The 16,424-nt window shown below is 72.2% G+C and carries 10 protein-coding genes; 1 reads left to right on the top strand and 9 read right to left on the bottom strand.

Annotated features, from left to right (window positions below):
• The first annotated feature begins 69 nt into the window (after nt 1-69).
• Complete coding sequence (locus Mam01_RS15390; RefSeq protein WP_204286003.1) at nt 70-1,119, top strand: hypothetical protein; 1,050 nt, start codon at nt 70-72, stop codon at nt 1,117-1,119.
• Here Mam01_RS15390 and Mam01_RS15385 read toward each other — a convergent pair.
• The 9 genes from Mam01_RS15385 to Mam01_RS15345 all read right to left on the bottom strand — a co-directional run bounded on the left by Mam01_RS15385 (nt 1,058) and on the right by Mam01_RS15345 (nt 16,396).
• Nucleotides 1,058-1,810 (bottom strand): hypothetical protein, encoded by a 753-nt coding sequence (locus tag Mam01_RS15385; RefSeq protein WP_204286002.1) that lies wholly within the window; start codon nt 1,808-1,810, stop codon nt 1,058-1,060. The two genes, Mam01_RS15390 and Mam01_RS15385, sit on opposite strands and share 62 nt — an antisense overlap.
• On the bottom strand, nt 1,807-3,984 hold the full coding sequence (locus Mam01_RS15380) for a prolyl oligopeptidase family serine peptidase (RefSeq protein ID WP_204286001.1): 2,178 nt from the start codon (nt 3,982-3,984) through the stop codon (nt 1,807-1,809). Before Mam01_RS15380 ends, Mam01_RS15385 begins: the two co-directional genes overlap by 4 nt.
• Nucleotides 3,985-4,488: 504 nt before the next feature.
• A complete protein-coding gene (locus tag Mam01_RS15375) occupies nt 4,489-5,307 on the bottom strand; it encodes a MerR family transcriptional regulator (RefSeq protein WP_204286000.1) in 819 nt (272 codons plus the stop codon).
• Nucleotides 5,308-5,426: 119 nt separating this feature from the next.
• Nucleotides 5,427-6,890, bottom strand: coding sequence for a PrsW family intramembrane metalloprotease (locus Mam01_RS15370; protein ID WP_204285999.1), 1,464 nt, complete (start codon nt 6,888-6,890; stop codon nt 5,427-5,429).
• Nucleotides 6,887-7,231 carry a PadR family transcriptional regulator gene (locus Mam01_RS15365; RefSeq protein ID WP_150936546.1) on the bottom strand — a complete coding sequence of 115 codons (345 nt, stop codon included), beginning with the start codon at nt 7,229-7,231 and terminating at the stop codon, nt 6,887-6,889. The genes Mam01_RS15370 and Mam01_RS15365 overlap by 4 nt, the downstream gene beginning before the upstream one ends.
• Before the next feature lie 156 nt (nt 7,232-7,387).
• Nucleotides 7,388-12,904 carry a metallophosphoesterase gene (locus Mam01_RS15360; protein WP_204285998.1) on the bottom strand — a complete coding sequence of 1,839 codons (5,517 nt, stop codon included), beginning with the start codon at nt 12,902-12,904 and terminating at the stop codon, nt 7,388-7,390.
• A 254-nt stretch (nt 12,905-13,158) separates the two neighbouring features.
• Nucleotides 13,159-13,734 (bottom strand): carboxymuconolactone decarboxylase family protein, encoded by a 576-nt coding sequence (locus tag Mam01_RS15355; protein WP_204285997.1) that lies wholly within the window; start codon nt 13,732-13,734, stop codon nt 13,159-13,161.
• 89 nt (nt 13,735-13,823) lie between these two features.
• On the bottom strand, nt 13,824-16,043 hold the full coding sequence (locus tag Mam01_RS37340; RefSeq protein WP_204285996.1) for a LuxR family transcriptional regulator: 2,220 nt from the start codon (nt 16,041-16,043) through the stop codon (nt 13,824-13,826).
• 86 nt (nt 16,044-16,129) lie between these two features.
• Nucleotides 16,130-16,396: an ATP-binding protein gene (locus tag Mam01_RS15345; protein WP_204285995.1), complete on the bottom strand. Its 267-nt coding sequence runs from the start codon at nt 16,394-16,396 to the stop codon at nt 16,130-16,132.
• Between the last annotated feature and the right edge of the window lie 28 nt (nt 16,397-16,424).

Below are 16,424 nucleotides of genomic sequence, written 5' to 3'. Positions count from 1 at the left end.
CGCCGCACGCTTGCAGCGCGCCCCACGCTTCTTCCACAGCGCAGCCCGACCCACCCGAGGACCATCCACATGCATTCCCCCGGACCGCGTACGACCACGGCAGCCGAAGCCCTCGCCCGGACCGTCGTCGTGGCGCTGCTCGCCGCGATCGGCCTCCTCGGAGCGGGGACGGGACCCGCCGCGGCCGCGGACGGCGAGGTCTCCTGGACGGTGACGACGGCTTCCGGCGACTTCGGGTCGGGCCGGCGCAACTACGGCTACACCCTCGACCCCGGAGGGCGGATCGAGGATGGTCTCGTGATCGTCAACCACGGGACGACGCCGCTCCGCCTGGCCGTGTACGCCGCGGACGCGTTCACCACGGAACAGGGCAGGCTCGACCTCGCCGGCAGGGACGCGACGCCGTCCGGGGTGGGCGCGTGGGTCCACCCCGGACGACCCGACGTGACGGTCGCGCCCGGAGAGTCGGCCGAGGTGCCGTTCACGGTCGCGCCGCCGGACGACGCCGCGCCCGGTGAGTACCTGGGCGGCGTCGTCACCAGCCCGGCCGGGACCGCCGGGGCGGACGGGCGGCGTCTCGGCATCCGCATCCGGCTGCGCGTGGGTGGCGAGCTCAGGCCGAGCCTGTCCGTGGAGGGCCTGCGCGTCGGCTACTCCGGCACGCCCGATCCGTTCGGGAAGGGCGACGCCACCGTCACCTACACGATCCGGAACACCGGCAACGCCGTCCTCACCGCTCGCCAGGAGGTGTCCACTTCCGGCCCCTTCGGGCGCTTCGGCGCCCGTGCGGGGCGGATCGGCGACTCGCCCCCGCTGCTGCCGGGCGAGACCTGGAAGGTCACGGTGCCCGTACGCGGAGTGGCTCCCGCGCTGCGGCTGACGGCGGCGGTCTCCCTCGTCCCGCTGCTCGCCGACGCGTCGGGCTCGGTCGCCCCGCTCGCCGCCGTCGAGAGCACCACGCACGCCTGGACCATCCCCTGGGCGGCGCTGCTCGTCCTGGTCGCGGCCGGCGGGCTCGTCGTCACGGCTCTGGCCGTTCCGGCCGCCGGGCGGCGGATCACTCGTCGGGCAGCAGGTATCGCCAGGAGAGCACGAACACCTTCCCCGAAGCGCTCTTGAAGATCGGCCGGGCGTGGTCCTGCCCGGCGGGAACGGCCTTGGCGACCGCGCTCGCCGTCTCGCCGTCCAGGTCCTTGCGCCAGACCGGGTCGGCCGGGCCGTCGGGCTCGGGGACCTTCGCGGGCCACGGCGCCGGCTTGCCCTCCGCCGAGACGACCCCTTCGGCAACCATACGTACGCGTGGGCCGGTGTAGGGGGTGCCCTCCGCGTCGGCGCGGGCCGCCAGGCCCTCCATCAGCTTCTTCGCGTCCAGCAGCGCCTTTGGATAGAACTCCGCGACCTGTTCCAGGGCTTCGGCCCGGACCTCCCGCATCTTCCCGTCCTTCCCCCGTACGGCGAGGACGGTGGTCGGCACGTCCGCCACCGACGGCGCCCCGGGGCTGGGCCGCGCGGTCGGCGGCTGCCCGGTCAGATATCTCTCCATCGCCGTGACCGTCTCGCCGGTCTCGGCGTCGGTGAGCTTCAGTTGCCTGCTCGCGTCCGCGATCACCAGGCCGTCGGCGTACAGCACCACCCGGGGCGGACGCAGCACGTTCACGGTCGGGGTCACGAACCCGCCTTCGGCGCCCCACAGTGCGACCGGCGTGGCCGGTCCGTCCTCGGCGGGGGCCGCCGTTGTCGCCGACGTCGCTTCTCCACACGCCGCTGCCAGCGACAACACCGCCACGAGCAGGATCGTTCGCAATCTCATGCCCCAGAAACGTACGTCCCCTCCGGTGGGTTCACCAGCACCGGCCGCCGGTCGCCGCTCCGGCTCGTGTCGCCGTGGCGACCGGGTGAGAGACCGGTGTGTTCCGCGGCGAAGGCGAGGATGTCCGCGGTCAGGGCGCGCTCCTTGCTCGCGGGAGACGCGGCGTGGGCGGTGCCGGGGTCCCGGCGCATGAGGATCGGCCGGTCGCCGCCGGTGGCGTGCTGGAGGGCCGCGCACATCTTGGTGACGTGGGCCTCTCCGGTCTGCAGATCGGTCACCGCGCCGGTGAGCAGGAACGCGGGATAGGAGGTTCCGGGCGTGACGTGGTGATAAGGGGAGTATCCCAGCAGCCATTCGAGCTGCCCGGGGTCGGAGGCGGTGCCGAACTCCTCGGTCCACGTGCGTCCCAGGCCGAAGCGCTCGTACCGCACCATGTCGCACAGCGGGCCCTCGGCGACGACCGCGGCGTACAGGTCCGGCCGCTCGACGGCGGCGGCGGTGACCAGCAGGCCGCCCGCGGACTGCCCGTAGCTCGCCAGCCGGTCAGGGGTCGTCACGCCGCTGCCGGTCAGCCAGGCCGCGGCGTCGTTGAAGTCGCTGATCGCACGGTGTTTGTGCGGTCCGCGACCGGCGTCGTGCCACCACTGCCCCTCCTCGCCTCCCCCGCGTACGCAGGCGACGGCATAGACCCCGCCGGCGGCGACCCAGGCCGCCGCGACCGGGAAGAACCACGGGCGCATCGGCATGCCGAAGCTGCCGTAGCCGTACAGGAGGGTCGGGCGGGGGCCCGCGTGCTCCCCGGCCGGGGCGGACGCGGCCGGGGTGAACAGGAACAGCGGGATCTCGGTGCCGTCGCCCGCCCGGTAACGGACGGCGCGGCTGCGGATCTCCGGGGTACGGCCGGCCGTCGCGCCCGCCTCGTGTTCGATCGTCCCCGTGACGCCGTCGTAGCGGTAGACGGCGGGAGGCGTGGTCGCGTCGCAGTAGCCGAACCACGCCCGGCGCCCGTGCGGAAGGGCCGTACGCAGGGACGACACGACGCCCGCGCCGGGCAGGGGAAGGTCGGTGAGCGGACGGCCGGTCCCGAGGTCGTGCAGGGTCAGGGTGGACGTGCCGTGGCGGGCGCGTGCCACCAGCAGCAGGGGCCGGGCGAGGGCCGGGTCGTCCAGCACCACGCACTCGTCCAGCGGCGCCTCGGGATCTTCGGGCACGAGCTCGCGCCACGCGGCCGGGCCGGTGTCGTTCCGGCCGGCGACGCAAACGCGGCCACACGGAGCCTGGTAGTCGGTCACCAGCAGGAGATCGCCGTCCGGGAGGAAGCGCGGCAGGACGCGGGCGCCCAGGGCCTCGCCGTCCACGAATTCGCCGAAGCGCGGGGCCTCCGGGTCGGCGAGGTCGCCCACGTACACGTCGTTGCGTGGAGCGGGCCCGGCCGTCGCGGTGACCGCCATGAACCGGCCGTCGGCGCTGATCGTGAGGCCGTAGTAGTGGTCGGGGGCGTCCTCACCGCCGAACACCACCGTGTCCCGCTCGCCGGGGGTGCCGATGCGGTGGAGGCGCACCCGCCGATGCAGGCGCGTGTCGCCGGGGGCGAGATCCTCGTCGGGCACCCGGCTGACGTAGTAGAACGCGTCCCCTCCCGGCAGCCAGGCGAGCGAGGTGTTGCGGGCACGCGGCAGCGGTCCGTCCACCGTCTCGCCGGTGCGCACGTCCAGCACCACGATGTCGCTGCCGGGCTGTTCGGCGACCTCCATCTGGACGGCCACGCGTTCGCCCTCGCGGGACGGCCACCAGGCGTGGAGCCCCGTGTGCCCGGACGGGTCGATCCGCACGGGATCGACCAGCACCCGCCTGTTCCCCTCGGCGTCGACGACGAGAAGGCGTCGCTGCTCGTCTCCGCGCGGCCACTCGGTCAGGAACAGGAACGGGCCGCGCGCCATCGGAGGCTCCGACACGCCGTAGGACGACACCTGGTCCACCAGAGCCGCCCACGAGCGCCTCTCACGCCACCCGGCGCGGCAGGTCCGGAAGAGGCGGTCCTGGGCCTCGGCCCACTCCCGTACGCGTGGGTCGTTGCCGTTCTCCAGCCACCGGTAGGGATCGGAGACCGGAAATCCGAACAGCTCCTCCACGACGTCGCCGCGATATGCGGCAGGGTAGAACAAGCGCGCCATGAAACGCCCCCGGAATGCGTCGGACCCATGGATCGAGGCACTGCGGCCTCTGCGCACCGCAGCACCCCGATTCGCCGAATCGCTCAGCTACGACTCACCGCGGAGAATGTCCGCCTGCCAGCCACGTACGCCGCCGACACGGGCAGCCGGAGTCGAATCGCGGTACGGTAAGAATCCGTTCATGTCATCCTCCCTGATCTGGCGATTCGCCCGAAATGGGCGATTCGCCGAACACCGTCCCCTGGCCCGCGATCGATAAACACCGGTGCGGTTTCCCCGAGGTTCGCCGTAAAAATCCGGCACAGGAAAAGAACGCACCGTGGAATGCGGAGTGAACACCACTCCCGATCGAAAGTAATCCGCCGCCTTTCCGGATAGATCCAAGGGCGGGGGTCGCCGAAGACATCACAGCCCTCCGGAAGTGGGAGGCGACGCGGCTCACCGGCGGCTGCGAGCGACGCCCACGGGTCTCGAACGGCGCCCGAGGGGGCGGCTCCCCGTCCGCTAAACGTCCCGGGAAATGGGCTCCTGCAGTTCCGTCACCCAGGTGGCCGGATCGCCGCAGCCGTACGTGAGGTACACCTCCCGGGCGAACCCGGAACTGCGGTAGCCGTTCTCCTCGATCCACTGGGCGAGCCGCTGGGTCGTGGCGTCCGCCTGGTCCATGGTCCCGTGGTGGATGACGGTGGCCGCCTGCTCGATCGCGGGCAGGCCCACGATGTCGAAGTCGTAGGCGCCGCCCGGCTCCGCGTTCACCGGGGCTCCCGCGTGCACCCGCACCCCCTCGGGGACCTGCTCGTAGTAGGCGACCGTCGGGCCGGTGACGGTCAGGCCCGCCTCCTCGATGCGCCGGAACAGCTCGTCGTACAACGGCTGGATCACCGGGCTGATCTTGTCTGACTCGTAGCTCTCCGCGATGCCGCTCAGCTCGGCGAGACGGACCGCGGGAACACTCTTCACGACGACGTCCACGGACATGAGACCCTCCGTTTCGATCAATCGGAGCCGCGCCTCGACCCGGGCCAGCCGGGTGCTCTCGTCGGCCAGCCGCGCCGCCACTTCGGCCCGGCGCAGCCGCAGCATGCCGTGCAGTTCCTCCGGGCCGACCTTCTCCTCGAGGATCCGCCCCACCTGTTCGAGTGTCAGGCCGAGGTCCTTGAGCGCGATCAGGCGGTTGAGCCGGGACAACTGCCCCGCCTCGTAGTAGCGGTAACCGGTGGCGTGGTCGACCCTGGCGGGCCGGAGCAGTCCGAGCGCGTCGTAGTGCCGCAGCATACGCACGGACACCCGGCCAAGACGGGCGAAGTCTCCGATAGTGAACATGACGCCTCCGGTCTACGACCTGACACGGTGTCAGGGTCAAACCCCTCCCCAGCGGCCGGTCACGTCATGGCGTCCGGCGGAGCATGGTGTCCGTGCCCGACGCCGGCCGGTGGAGCGGGTCACCCGAGACGGGGTTCGGGGCGGCGGTCCGACGGGCCGAACCATGCTGATCGAGGTGAGGGAAACAACCTCCGGGCGTCGGCCATCTCCTGGGAGAGCGCCGGTTCCATGGCACGGAAATGGTCGTCGTCGATGGCGCCCCGCGCCACCTGATCGTGGAGCAGTCCCAACCTCGTCGAACTGAGCTGGTAGTCACTCATCGCCTTCGCCGCCGCCCGGCCGCCGTGCTCCCTGGCCCAGGCTCGGGCGTGCCGCCGCCGGCGCAGCGACGTCAGCATGAAGATGTCCGCCTCGTTGATCAGCCCCTTGCGCTCGTAGCCCGGCAGGTTTGTGTAGAGCAGCCCGACGATGCGTCTTCTCTCCCACCTGACCAGCGCAAGCTCGGCGACGAACAGCAGCATCAGGATGACGTACGCGATCACCAGCCCCTCGACCCCGAGCAACCGGGCGAAGCCGTTCCAGAGGCTGTGCAGGACCGTCGCACCGATCCACCCGCAGCCGACGACGACCACCACCACCATCCCGGCCGCGCGTCGGCGCCGGGCGGCGTAGACGACGGCGATCCCGATCAGCGAGGTGAACAGCGGATGGGCGAACGGCGAAAGCACGGCGCGTAGTACGACTGTGGCCACCAGGCGCTGGGCGCCGTTCTCCTGCAGCGCGGACTCGTAGTAACTGACGTTCTCCGACATAGCGAACCCGAGGCCGACCATGCTCGCGTAGACGATTCCGTTGGAGAGGTTGTACAGGTCCTTCCGCCGGAACCACAGTAGCCCGACCAGCACCAACCCCTTGAGCGTCTCCTCCACAGGCGGTGCCCCGACCATCGCCATGAGGTCGCGCGCGTCGGCGGCCGATTCGCCCAGCAGGTCGGGCAGATACCTGAAATTCAGCGAGTTGAGGAGGCCCGCGAGCAGGGCGGCGGTGCCCGCGCCCCAGGTGAACGCGATGACCAGGTTGACGCGAGGCTCCGGGGAGAAGCGGTTGAGGAGCAGCACCGCCGCGAGGAAGACCGGCACCGGTGCGACGGCCAGAACGAAGGCGATGAGGAAGTGCTGGGGTTCACCGGTGAGAAGGTCGAACGACAGCGACGCCAAGGCACAGATGCCGGAGCCGGCGATCACCAGGACCGCGAGGGATCCTCGCCGCTTCCCACCAGGCTTCTTCGCGGCGCCGATCAGAGACGCGCCGATCAGCAGACCGAACGCGAACCGTGCTCCGCGAACGAAGCGCGTGAGAGGCAGTCCGCCACTGCTCTGCAGGATGAAGTGGAGTTCGGGGGCCCACTCGTCGTCGAAAACCTCGTCGCGGATCTCCGGATGGAGGCGTCGGCGAGCGAGCCGCAAGATCAGCCATGGCACCTGATCGAGGCGGCCCTCGACCTCTCGTGCTGCCAGTTCGACGGCGACGCCGAGCACGAGACTGCCGAGGAGGAAGCCGCAGATGCTCACCAGCACACTCATACCTGTCCCCCCTGCGGCCGAAGGGACTGGGAGAACTTTCCTGATGGGGGACGAAGCCGCTCACTGATCAGGGCGAGTTCCTGCCGCGCAAGCGTGGCGCCCGTCCGCGTGATGCGGTAAAGCTTCCTCGCGGGGCGGCCGAGGACATGTGGGTCGATGTCCTCCCGCTGGGATTCCAGCCATTCCGCTTCTTCGAGACGGGCGAGGATGGGGTAGAGGGTCCCGCTCTGCAGACCGGTGAGCTGCATGAGCTCGAACCCGTAACGCGATTCCGCCGGGTCGTCGAGAAACGCTCTGAGGACCCGTGCGACCGTCATGGTGATCCGTGGATCAGGGGCCATGTAAGAACGCTACATAGGGATCGACCTCCGCATCCCTTACCCGTACGCCAGCGTTCGATGGCTGGTCGCACAGAGCCCTCGGCGCCCGCGGACGGGGCCGCGGGCGCCGAGGATCATGTGATCACCGCGGAGGCCGGGGCCTCCGCGGTGAGTGCGTCACGGCGTGACGGTCACCCGGACCGCCGGAGCCGCGCCGATCCGGACCTCCAGGGTGATCGGCCTGCCGGCGAGGAGGGCGGCGCGGGCCTCGTCGCGGAGGTCGAGCTGCAGGTCCCGGGTCTTGCCGGGCTGGAGCGTGACCTTCTTGGCGTCGACAGGGTGGCCGTCATGGGTGACGGCCACCTGCTCCTGGCACTTGTCCGCACCCGTGCAGACCAGGGTGATCGTCGTCTGCGCGGGGGCGTTCCCCTTCGTCTTGACCGTGGCCGTGACGGTGTCGTGGAGCACCCTCATCGCCGGGATCTCCCCGGGCTCCTCCGGAAGGAGCGAGGCGACATAGCGCGCCGTGGCACCCGAGGTGTTGAGCGCGAGGGTCGACCCGTCCGGCTTGTCCAGGAGCACGGTCAGCGCCGCGCCGCCCTGCTCGTCGAGGGGAGCCTCTCCGAGATAGGCGATGTCGCCTTCGGCCGGAGCCGACGCCGGGGCGCCGGCCTTGAGCAGGAGGAACGACATCTGCTCGGCGGCCGCGGCGGTCCCGGCGGACGCCGTCACGGTGACGGTGCCGTCGTCGTTCACAACCGCCTCGTGGCGGATGCCGCCGGTATCGGCGGCCACGGCCGCCGGCGGGACCGTGGCGGCCGGCGCGACGGTCCGCGTCTCTCCCGCCTCGGCGCGGGTCTCCTCCGAGGCCGCGGTCGCCTCGACCCCGGAAGTCGCGGTCGCCCCGGCCCCGGACGTCGCCGTGGTCGCGGGTGTCACCGTCGCCGTGGTCGCCTTGGCGGCGGAGGCCGCCGTACCGCGCAGGACCGGCCGGCCGAGGCCGGCGTCCCACTGCCAGACCGACGCGAAGTCGAAGCCGAGCCGGTCCGCCCAGAAGGCCTGGCCGCCGGCCTCGTCCCGGGTCGCGGTGGCGCCGTTGAGCGTGGCCGGGCCGATCGCGGTCTCGGTCTGCGACTTCGCCGTCACGGTCTCGGCCGCCCAGTTGTTGACGAGCGTGGCGACGTTGTTCGCCAGCACCCGGCCCAGGAAGCGGTGCGCCCAGGACGGCGCGGTGACCGTCGGGTTGAGCGCGATCGAGTCGCGGATGGTGGTGCCGGTGTAGCCGTAGCCGGCCACGCCGCCGTCGTTGCGGGAGTCCGCGGTGACGGCGCCCGTGGAGAAGACCCGCTCCGTGGTGGAGCCGGCCAGGGCCACGCCGATCACGCCGCCCGCCTCGGTGGTGCGCACGTGCACGTCCGCCGTCGAGTAGGCGTCGCGTACGACGCCCTGCGAATCGCCGACGAGGCCACCCGCCCGTGAGCCCGCGGTCACCGACCCGGAGACCCACACGCGCTCGACCGCGCCGGTGCTGCTGTTGGCGAGGATCCCGGCGCGGGCGGCGGTGGTGTCCACCTTGGCGTCCAGAACCGCGAGGTCGTGGACGTGCCCGGAGATCTGGGTGAACAGACCACCGGTGGTGGAGGTCAGGCCCCTGACGGTGTGGCCGGCGCCGTCCAGTTCGCCGGTGAACGGACCGGGCAGGCTGGTGAACGGCGTGCCGGTCAGGTCGAGGTCGGCGGCGAGCACGAAGTCGTACGACGGGTGCCTGCCCATCAGGATCAGGTCCTCGACGCTGTCGACGACGTGGAAGCCGCGCTCGTCGACCGGCAGCCCGGGCCCCGGGGCCGGTTCGAGCGTCTCGGGCGCCGTCCGCAGGGTCGGGCGCCTGGCGACGTCGTTCCACTGCCAGACGGTCGTGAAGTCCCAGCCGCGGCCTTCGTAGAAGGTCTGCTTCTGGATCTCCGCGGGCGCGACCACGTTGCCCTTCGGGTTTCCGGCCGCGGGCGGGTCGGTCAGCGACTGCCCGCTGATCGGCACGGACCGGCTGACGTGGTTGTCCTCCAGCGTGGCGGTCTGCCCGGTGTAGACGCGGCCGACGATGGCGTGCGCGTAGCTCGACGCGGAGATGTTCGCGTTCAGCGCAACCGTGTGACGCACCTGGGTGTCGGTGTAGCCGTAGGCGGCCACCCCGCCCGCGGACGCGCCGTTCGCGACGACCGCGCCGGTGGCCAGGACGTTCTCGGTGACCGACCCGCCGACGGAGACGCCGACGACGCCGCCGGCGTACTGCGTCGTGGCGCGCACGTTCACCGTGGACACGCTGTCGCGGACGGTGCCGAACTGGTGGCCGGTGATGCCGCCGACGTAGCTGTTCGCGGTCAGCGACCCGTCGGCGCGGACCCGCTGGATCGTGCCGTGGTTGGCGTCGGCGACCAGACCGGCGGTCGTACGGTCGGTGGTGACGTCGCCCTGGACCACCAGGTCCTCGATCGTGCCGTGGTTGTCGGCGAACAGGCCCGGGCCCTGGCCGGCCAGGGCGGCCAGCCCGGAGACGACGTGCCCGTCGCCGTCGAAGACGCCGGTGAAGGTGGTCGTACGGCCGATCTGGGCGCGGCCGAGCCCGGTCAGGTTCAGGTCGGCGGTCAGCCGGTAGTGACCGGCCGGATCGTTGTCGACCTTGGCCAGGTCGTCGGGAGAGTCGATCAGGTACGGCGACTGCTCGCTGCCCTCACCGGCGAGGCCCTCGCGCAGGGTCACGGCCGGCCGGAGCGGCTTTCCGGACGCGAGCGAGTCCCACGTGAACAGCCTGACCGTCGCGCTCGGGGGCACCGGCAGCGGGGTGCCGAAGCGGACGTACTGCTCGCGGCCGCGGTGGTCGAGCGTGACGTCGAGGGTGCGCACGGCGGTCATCCGCTGCCGCGCGTTGTCGTACGTCGCGGCCATGACGGTGATCTTGTCGAGGCTGCCGGGAGAGGACAGCAGGCCCACGCCCTTCAGCTCACGGTTCTCGATGTCCGCGGAGGAGATCTTCCAGGAGCCGTGCGGCTTGGCGACGGTCACCTCGTCGACGAGGCGCCCGTCGATCGTGTACGTCGACAGCCGCAGGCCGGCGTCGGTCACCTTCAGGACGCCGCCCATCTGGACGTTCTCGTCGAAGACCTTGTCGTCCCACCAGAACTTCTGGTTGTCGTAGAACTTCGGGCCGGACGACCCCATCGTCACGAACGTGGTGCCCGCGACCTCCTCCTCGGGGGTCGTGGCCAGGCGTCCGTCGTAGATCGTGGACCGCTTGTAGACGTGGTCGTGGCCGCCGACGTAGAGGTCGACGCCGAGCCGGTCGAGGACGCGCGTGACCTTGTCCCGGTCGATGTCCATCCCACCGTCGTCGGCGTGCTGGCCGCCGTAGTAGGAGAAGTGCCCGACGACGACGTTCCACGCCGCGTCCGAGGCGCGCACGTCGTCGACCAGCCAGGCCAGCTGCTCGTCCAGGCGCGCGTTGGAGTTCAGCACGGAGAAGTGGATGTCACCGCGGTCGAAGGAGTAGTTGCTCTCGCCGATCACGCCGTTGCGCGGCAGCGCGAACGTGTTCGTGAAGATCGCCCCCGGCTGCCCGCCGACCGCGTCGTAGTCGAGGTCCTCGTACGTCTCGTGGTTGCCGACCAGGCCCGCGTACTGCAGGTCGAGCGTGGACAGGAACGATCTGTGGATCTCGGCCCACTTCTCGCCCCGGCCGCCGCGGTCGACGAGGTCGCCGACCTGGACGACGGTGCCGCCGCCCGGCGTCTCGTTCCTCAGCCGGTCGAGCACCCGCCCGGGCAGCTTGAGGTCCTCGGCGTTGCCGTCGGGCACCTGCACGTCGCCCAGGATGTAGACGGGCTCCCCCTTGGCACCGCCCGCGCGGAACTCGCCGCGTACGCCGGTCCAGGCCGCCGCGTCGGCGGGGACGGGGGCGCGGCCGTCGCGGGCCACCCCGAACCGGAACCGGTAGGTCGTGCCGACCTTCAGCCCGGTCAGCCGGAACTCGTGCGAGCGCAGCGTCTGACCCGTGATGGAGTGCTGGTAGACGGGCTCGCCGTTGCCGACCGTGTCGACCTCGTACGGCCGGTCGTTCGCCGAGGTCAGCACCGGCGCCGTGGACCAGTCGCCGGCGCCCTCGGGCAGGACCTGCGCGTAGACCCGCTCGACGACCCGGTCGGTGGTGACCGCGATGCCGGCGGAGCCGGGCTTCTCGCCCACGGCCGCGTTGCTCCCGAAGCGGAAGACGCCCGCCGAGTCCGGCGCCTGCTGGGACACCTGGATCCGCAGCAGCTCGGCGTTGGTGTTGCCGAGGTTGTCGGTCGCCTTCACGACCACGAACGCGTCGTCGTACGAGCGGATCCGGAAGGCGCCGCCGGAGACCGGCACCACGCCCGCGGAGTCGAACACCTCGTAGGCGATCGCCGGCCGGGTGCCGGAGTCGTCGGTGGCCGTCGCCTGCGGCAGCGTGACCGTGTCGCCGTACCGCGCCGTGGCGGGGAAGCCGGCCGGGACGGTGATCACCGGGGCGTAGTTCGCGCCGCGGGTGGTCCCGCCGATCCAGATCGGGGCGGAGACCAGGAAGTTGCCGTCGGCCTGGTCGGCGCGGACGTAGTAGAAGTCGCCGTCCCGGACGTCGAGCTTCGTCTTCAGCGTCAGGTCGTCGCCGCTGATCGTGCCGAAGTCGTGGGCGACGGCGCCGCCGTTGGTGACGAGGCGCGCGGAGGTGAAGGAGTCCTTGGCGTCCGGGTCGGTGAGGCGGACCTCGACGTCCAGGGTGGCGGTGCCGCCGGGCAGGATCGAGCCCATCAGCTTGCCGTTGCCGCCGAACCCGAGGACCGCGTTGGTGTCGGCCGTCGAGTAGAGGCTGCGGTCCCGCATCGCCGCGTACAGGGCGTCGAGGGAGTGCCCCCCGGCCCACACGCCGGTGATCGACGGATTTCCGGACACCCAGGTCGCGGAGTGCTCGTCGCCGTTCCAGGTCGGGGCCAGGTGCCAGCCGGCGTCGAGCGCCTTCTGGAACTCGCCCACCGCGTCGGCGGACTTGACCTCGATGAGCTCCATCCGGTCGTCGGCGGCGGGGTCGAGGCCCTTGAATCCGAAGAAGTCGCCCTTGTCCTTCGTGGACGGATGGTTGAACTGGCCGATCGCGTCCGGGTCCCGCTTCAGGCGGGCCAGGAACGTGAAGTAGTCGTACTTCATGTCACCGGTGCCGAAGACGTTGCCGAACCCGTCGACGCTGCCCTTCTCGGTCGCCCGGGCCGTCACGTGCCAGTCGCTGTTGAACACGTTGATGTGGCCGGTGCCGTCGTACCAGGTGTTCTCGATCGCGGGGACCGCGACCAGGTCCTTCTGGCCGGCGTTGAACCTGTCGGCGGTCTCGTGCAGGTAGCGCCACTCGGCCGAGTCGGCGTCCCGCCAGCTCTCGGCGAAGTCGTCGCCGTTGCGGATGTCCCACATGACGTCGTGCTCGGACACCGCGAAGAAGTCGGCGTCGGTCTGGCCGTGGACGTGCGCGTAGGCGTCCGGCGGCAGCTTGACGCCGTCGCTCACGGAGGTGTGCGCGTGGAACTCGCCGGTGTACAGGGATTTGCCGAGGTAGGCCGGCCGGTTCTCGCCGGCTGCCGCGGCCGGCGAAGCCGGGGTGCCGGCGAGTGCGCCGGCCGTCAGTGCGAGCACGGTGACGGCACCGGGCCAGCGGGGTGTTCGGATTGCGCTGCTGCGCGTCATGTTTCTGCCGTTTCGCGTGGTTCTTGAGAGTGCTGATCACAGAAATCACGCCAGGCGAAACGGATCGGTTCGCAATCATGGAGCGGGGGTGAACGAACAGGAAATCATGACAAATCCCATATTTCGGGATACTTCGCGCGAAGCTGCCATGACCGGGCTCTGGAGGGGCGGACCCGGCGCACCACGGCCCCGGGACGTCCGGGTCAGGCGCCGGGTGGGGAGGCCTCGCCGGTCCCTTCCAGAACGGCCCGGACACCCGCGGGCAGCGAGTCGAAGACCGGATCCGGGACGGCGCCGACCGCGGACAGGACGCCGCTGAAGAACCGGCGCAGGCAGACGGCGAGCACGACCTGGAGGATGTCGGTGTCGTCCAGTCCGTGCTCGCGCAGGACCGCGACGTCCCGCTCGGTCACACCGGTGGGATCCGCGGCGACGCGGTCCGCGAAGTCCATCACCGCGACATCCGTGGGTGCCAGCCCCGCATCGCGGTGGTCGGCCACGATCGAGCGCAACTCCGCGTCGTCGTAGAACCGTTCGAGCAGCACGGCCGCGTGCGCGAGACCGCAGTACGAGGAACCGAGGCGGCGGGCCGCCGTCAGCGTGACCAGCTCGTAGCGGCGCAGGTCCATGCCCTCCCTGACCGCCTCCCCCAGGCGCAGCCACGCCTCATAGACCTCGGGCCGCAGCGCCAGCACCCTCAGGTAGTTGGGCACGTACCCCCGGGCGGACCGCTCCGCTTCGTAGAGGGGTGATTCGTCAGGTGTGCCGAGATAGCTCATGTCTCCCCCTTGGGACAGCGTCTTCGGGTCTTCGCGTCTTCGCGCGGAACGGTAGGTCCCCGCGACGATCCGCGACTGGGGAGAACTCCCTAATTTGCGGGCTTCCCGGTCAGGTCCAGCCGGCGCGCCGCCGCGGCCGCCTGACCCCTGGTGGCCACCCCGAGCTTGCCCAGCAACGCGGAGACGTGGTGATCGACGGTCTTGACCGACAACGACAGGCGCGCGGCTATCGCGGCGTTGGTCAGCCCCTCGGCCACCAGCGCGAGCACCTCCGCCTGGCGCGGCGTGAGGCCGGCGGGGTTGGCGGCCGTCGCCGGGCGAGGGCCGCGCGGCACGCGGGTGAGACCTCGCCTTCTCAGCTCGGCCCGCACGCCGCCCGCCGCCCGCGTGGCCCCCAGTTCGTCGAGGACCCGCAGGGCCTCCGCCGCGGCGCCCGCGTCACCGCCCGCCAGCGCCTCGACGCGCGCGTACGCGGCCCCGCGCCGGGCCCATTCCGCCGCCGCGCCGGCCCAGTCTCCGTCGATCATCATCCGGTACGGCCCGGCTTCCACACGGGGGAGCCCGGTCTCGCCGGCCCGCCACAGCCGGTAGGTCAGCTCCCCGGCGTACACCGGGTGGCGGGCCCGGACGGCCAGGTCCAGGCCGTGCCGGGCCTCCTCGGCGGCCCGCTTTGGGTCGCCGTACAGCAGGAAGCACTCCGAGCGGGCCGCCGCCACTGGGCAGACCCGCTGCACCTCACCGGTGCGCTCGGCCTGGCGGGCGGCCTCGTCGAGCGTGGCCCGCGCCTCGCGGTCGCCCCGGGCCGCCTGGATCCGGCCCCGCGCCAGCAGCGCGGGGACCACGGCGACCCCGTCCCTGACCGGCCGGTCCAGCGCGGCGTCCGCGTCGGCCAGAGCGCCGGCCCAGTCGCAACGCGCCAGCCGCACCCCCGCCCGCACGCCGAGCAGATACTGCAGGTAGCCGTCGAGGTCCTGCTGCGTGGCGTACGCCAGCGCGCGCTCGACCGCCGGTGCGGCGGCCTCGTACTCGGCGAGCTGCACCAGCGTGGTCGCCAGGTTGACGAGCGCCCGGGCGGCGTGGTCGGCCAGCCCGAGGGCCGAGGCGCGCTCGTGCACCTCCCGCAGCGCCGCGGCCGCGCTGGCGTCACCGCCCACGAGCCGGGCGGTGCTCACGTTGATCTCGGCGTGGACGGAGGTCTCCACATCGCCCAGCCGGACGGCCAGGGCGCGCGCCCGCTCCCCCCACGAGACCGCCGCCTCCCGCTCGCCCGCGAGCATGTGCAACTGGGAGCGGTTGCTGTAGGCCATGGCCAGCGGCCGGCCCGGCGGCTCGGTCTCCAGAACGGCGACCGCCCGCTCGGCCGCCTCCCAGGCCTGCCGCGCGTCCCCCGCCCACCAGGCGAGCCGGGAGATCCAGCGCAGGTCCTCCCCGGCCGGTCCGGGCTGGCGCAGTTCCTCGCGTACGGCCAGCGCCGCCCGCCGGGCCCGCAACCCCTCCTCGGCCAGCCCGGCCAGGTACGCCTGGAACGCGTAGGCCTCCAGCAGCTCGGCTCGTCGCGGGGCCGGCAGCCGGTCGGCGTACCCGGCGGCCTCCCGATGGGCGCCCTGCCGGGCGGCGTCGGCCCCCGCGACCTGTCCGTACCGCAGGACGGCGGCCTCGTCGCCCGCTCGCGTCGCGTGGTGGACCAGACGGCCCGGGTCGACTCCGGAGGTTCCGGCCAGCGTGCCCAGCACCCGCCGGTGCAGCGCGGCGCGGCGTGCGGGCGACAGCGACTCCTCCACCGCGCCGCGCAGCAACTCGTGGCGGTACGCCACACCGTCGCCGGACGGCACGAGCACCCCCGCGTCGACGCACAGGTCGACCAGGTCCGGCGCTCCCGCCACGACGGCGGCGTCGGCGCGGGTCGGGATCACCGACACCAGGTGGGCCAGCTCCCGGGCGGGCCGCGGCAGCAACCGCAGCCGGTCGAGGACGAGGTCCCGTACGGTGGCCGGCGCCGCCCGCCCCTCCGCCTTCAGCAGCTCGGTCACCAGCAGCGGGTTGCCGCCGGACAACCGGTGGACCGGCTCCGGATCCCGCCCGGTCAGGCGGGCCCGCTCCGCCACGCACGCGCGCGACAGGGGCGGCAGCGCCACGCGTCGCGTGATCGCGCTGGGCAGGGTCGCGAGGGCGCCGCGCAGCGGGTGCTCGGCGCCCACCTCGTCGTCGCGGTAGGTCACCGCGAACAGGACCGGCGTCCGTCCGATCCGCCGGGCCGACCAGGTCAGCCAGTCGAGCGTGGCCTCGTCGGCCCAGTGGGCGTCCTCCACGACGACGACCGGGCGCGGGCGCTGCGCGGGGCCGGAGATCGCGTCCAGGAACGCCGTGAAGAGCTCCTCCCGGGTGGCGCCGGCGCTCAGCCGCTCGGCCGCTCGGCCAGCGCGCCTCCGGTCTGGCGGCCGATGTCGTGCAGGGGGCCGAGCGCCCGGGGGGTGATCAGCCGGTCGCAGCCACCCCAGAGCACCCACGCCGCCGGTCCGCACCGCCGGGCGAACTCGGTCACGAGCACGGACTTGCCGATCCCGGCCTCGCCGGCCACCACCGCCACGCGGCCGCCGTGGGCGGTCTCGCGCAGCAGACCACCGAGAAGCTCCAGTTGCCCGGAGCGCTCCCACAGCTCCATCCGAACCTCCGGCAGGGGATGTCACCGG

Source organism: Microbispora amethystogenes (genome assembly GCF_016863015.1).
GTDB classification, from domain to species: Bacteria; Actinomycetota; Actinomycetes; order Streptosporangiales; family Streptosporangiaceae; genus Microbispora; species Microbispora amethystogenes.
This window is presented reverse-complemented; position numbering and strand designations above follow the sequence as displayed.

Bases quoted from the DNA above. Each gene is read 5' to 3' on its own strand.
- Mam01_RS15390 (WP_204286003.1), top strand. From the start codon at position 70: ATGCATTCCCCCGGACCGCGTACGACCACGGCAGCCGAAGCCCTCGCC.
- Mam01_RS15385 (WP_204286002.1), bottom strand. From the start codon at position 1,810: ATGAGATTGCGAACGATCCTGCTCGTGGCGGTGTTGTCGCTGGCAGCG.
- Mam01_RS15380 (WP_204286001.1), bottom strand. From the start codon at position 3,984: ATGGCGCGCTTGTTCTACCCTGCCGCATATCGCGGCGACGTCGTGGAG.
- Mam01_RS15375 (WP_204286000.1), bottom strand. From the start codon at position 5,307: ATGTTCACTATCGGAGACTTCGCCCGTCTTGGCCGGGTGTCCGTGCGT.
- Mam01_RS15370 (WP_204285999.1), bottom strand. From the start codon at position 6,890: ATGAGTGTGCTGGTGAGCATCTGCGGCTTCCTCCTCGGCAGTCTCGTG.
- Mam01_RS15365 (WP_150936546.1), bottom strand. From the start codon at position 7,231: ATGGCCCCTGATCCACGGATCACCATGACGGTCGCACGGGTCCTCAGA.
- Mam01_RS15355 (WP_204285997.1), bottom strand. From the start codon at position 13,734: ATGAGCTATCTCGGCACACCTGACGAATCACCCCTCTACGAAGCGGAG.
- Mam01_RS15345 (WP_204285995.1), bottom strand. From the start codon at position 16,396: ATGGAGCTGTGGGAGCGCTCCGGGCAACTGGAGCTTCTCGGTGGTCTG.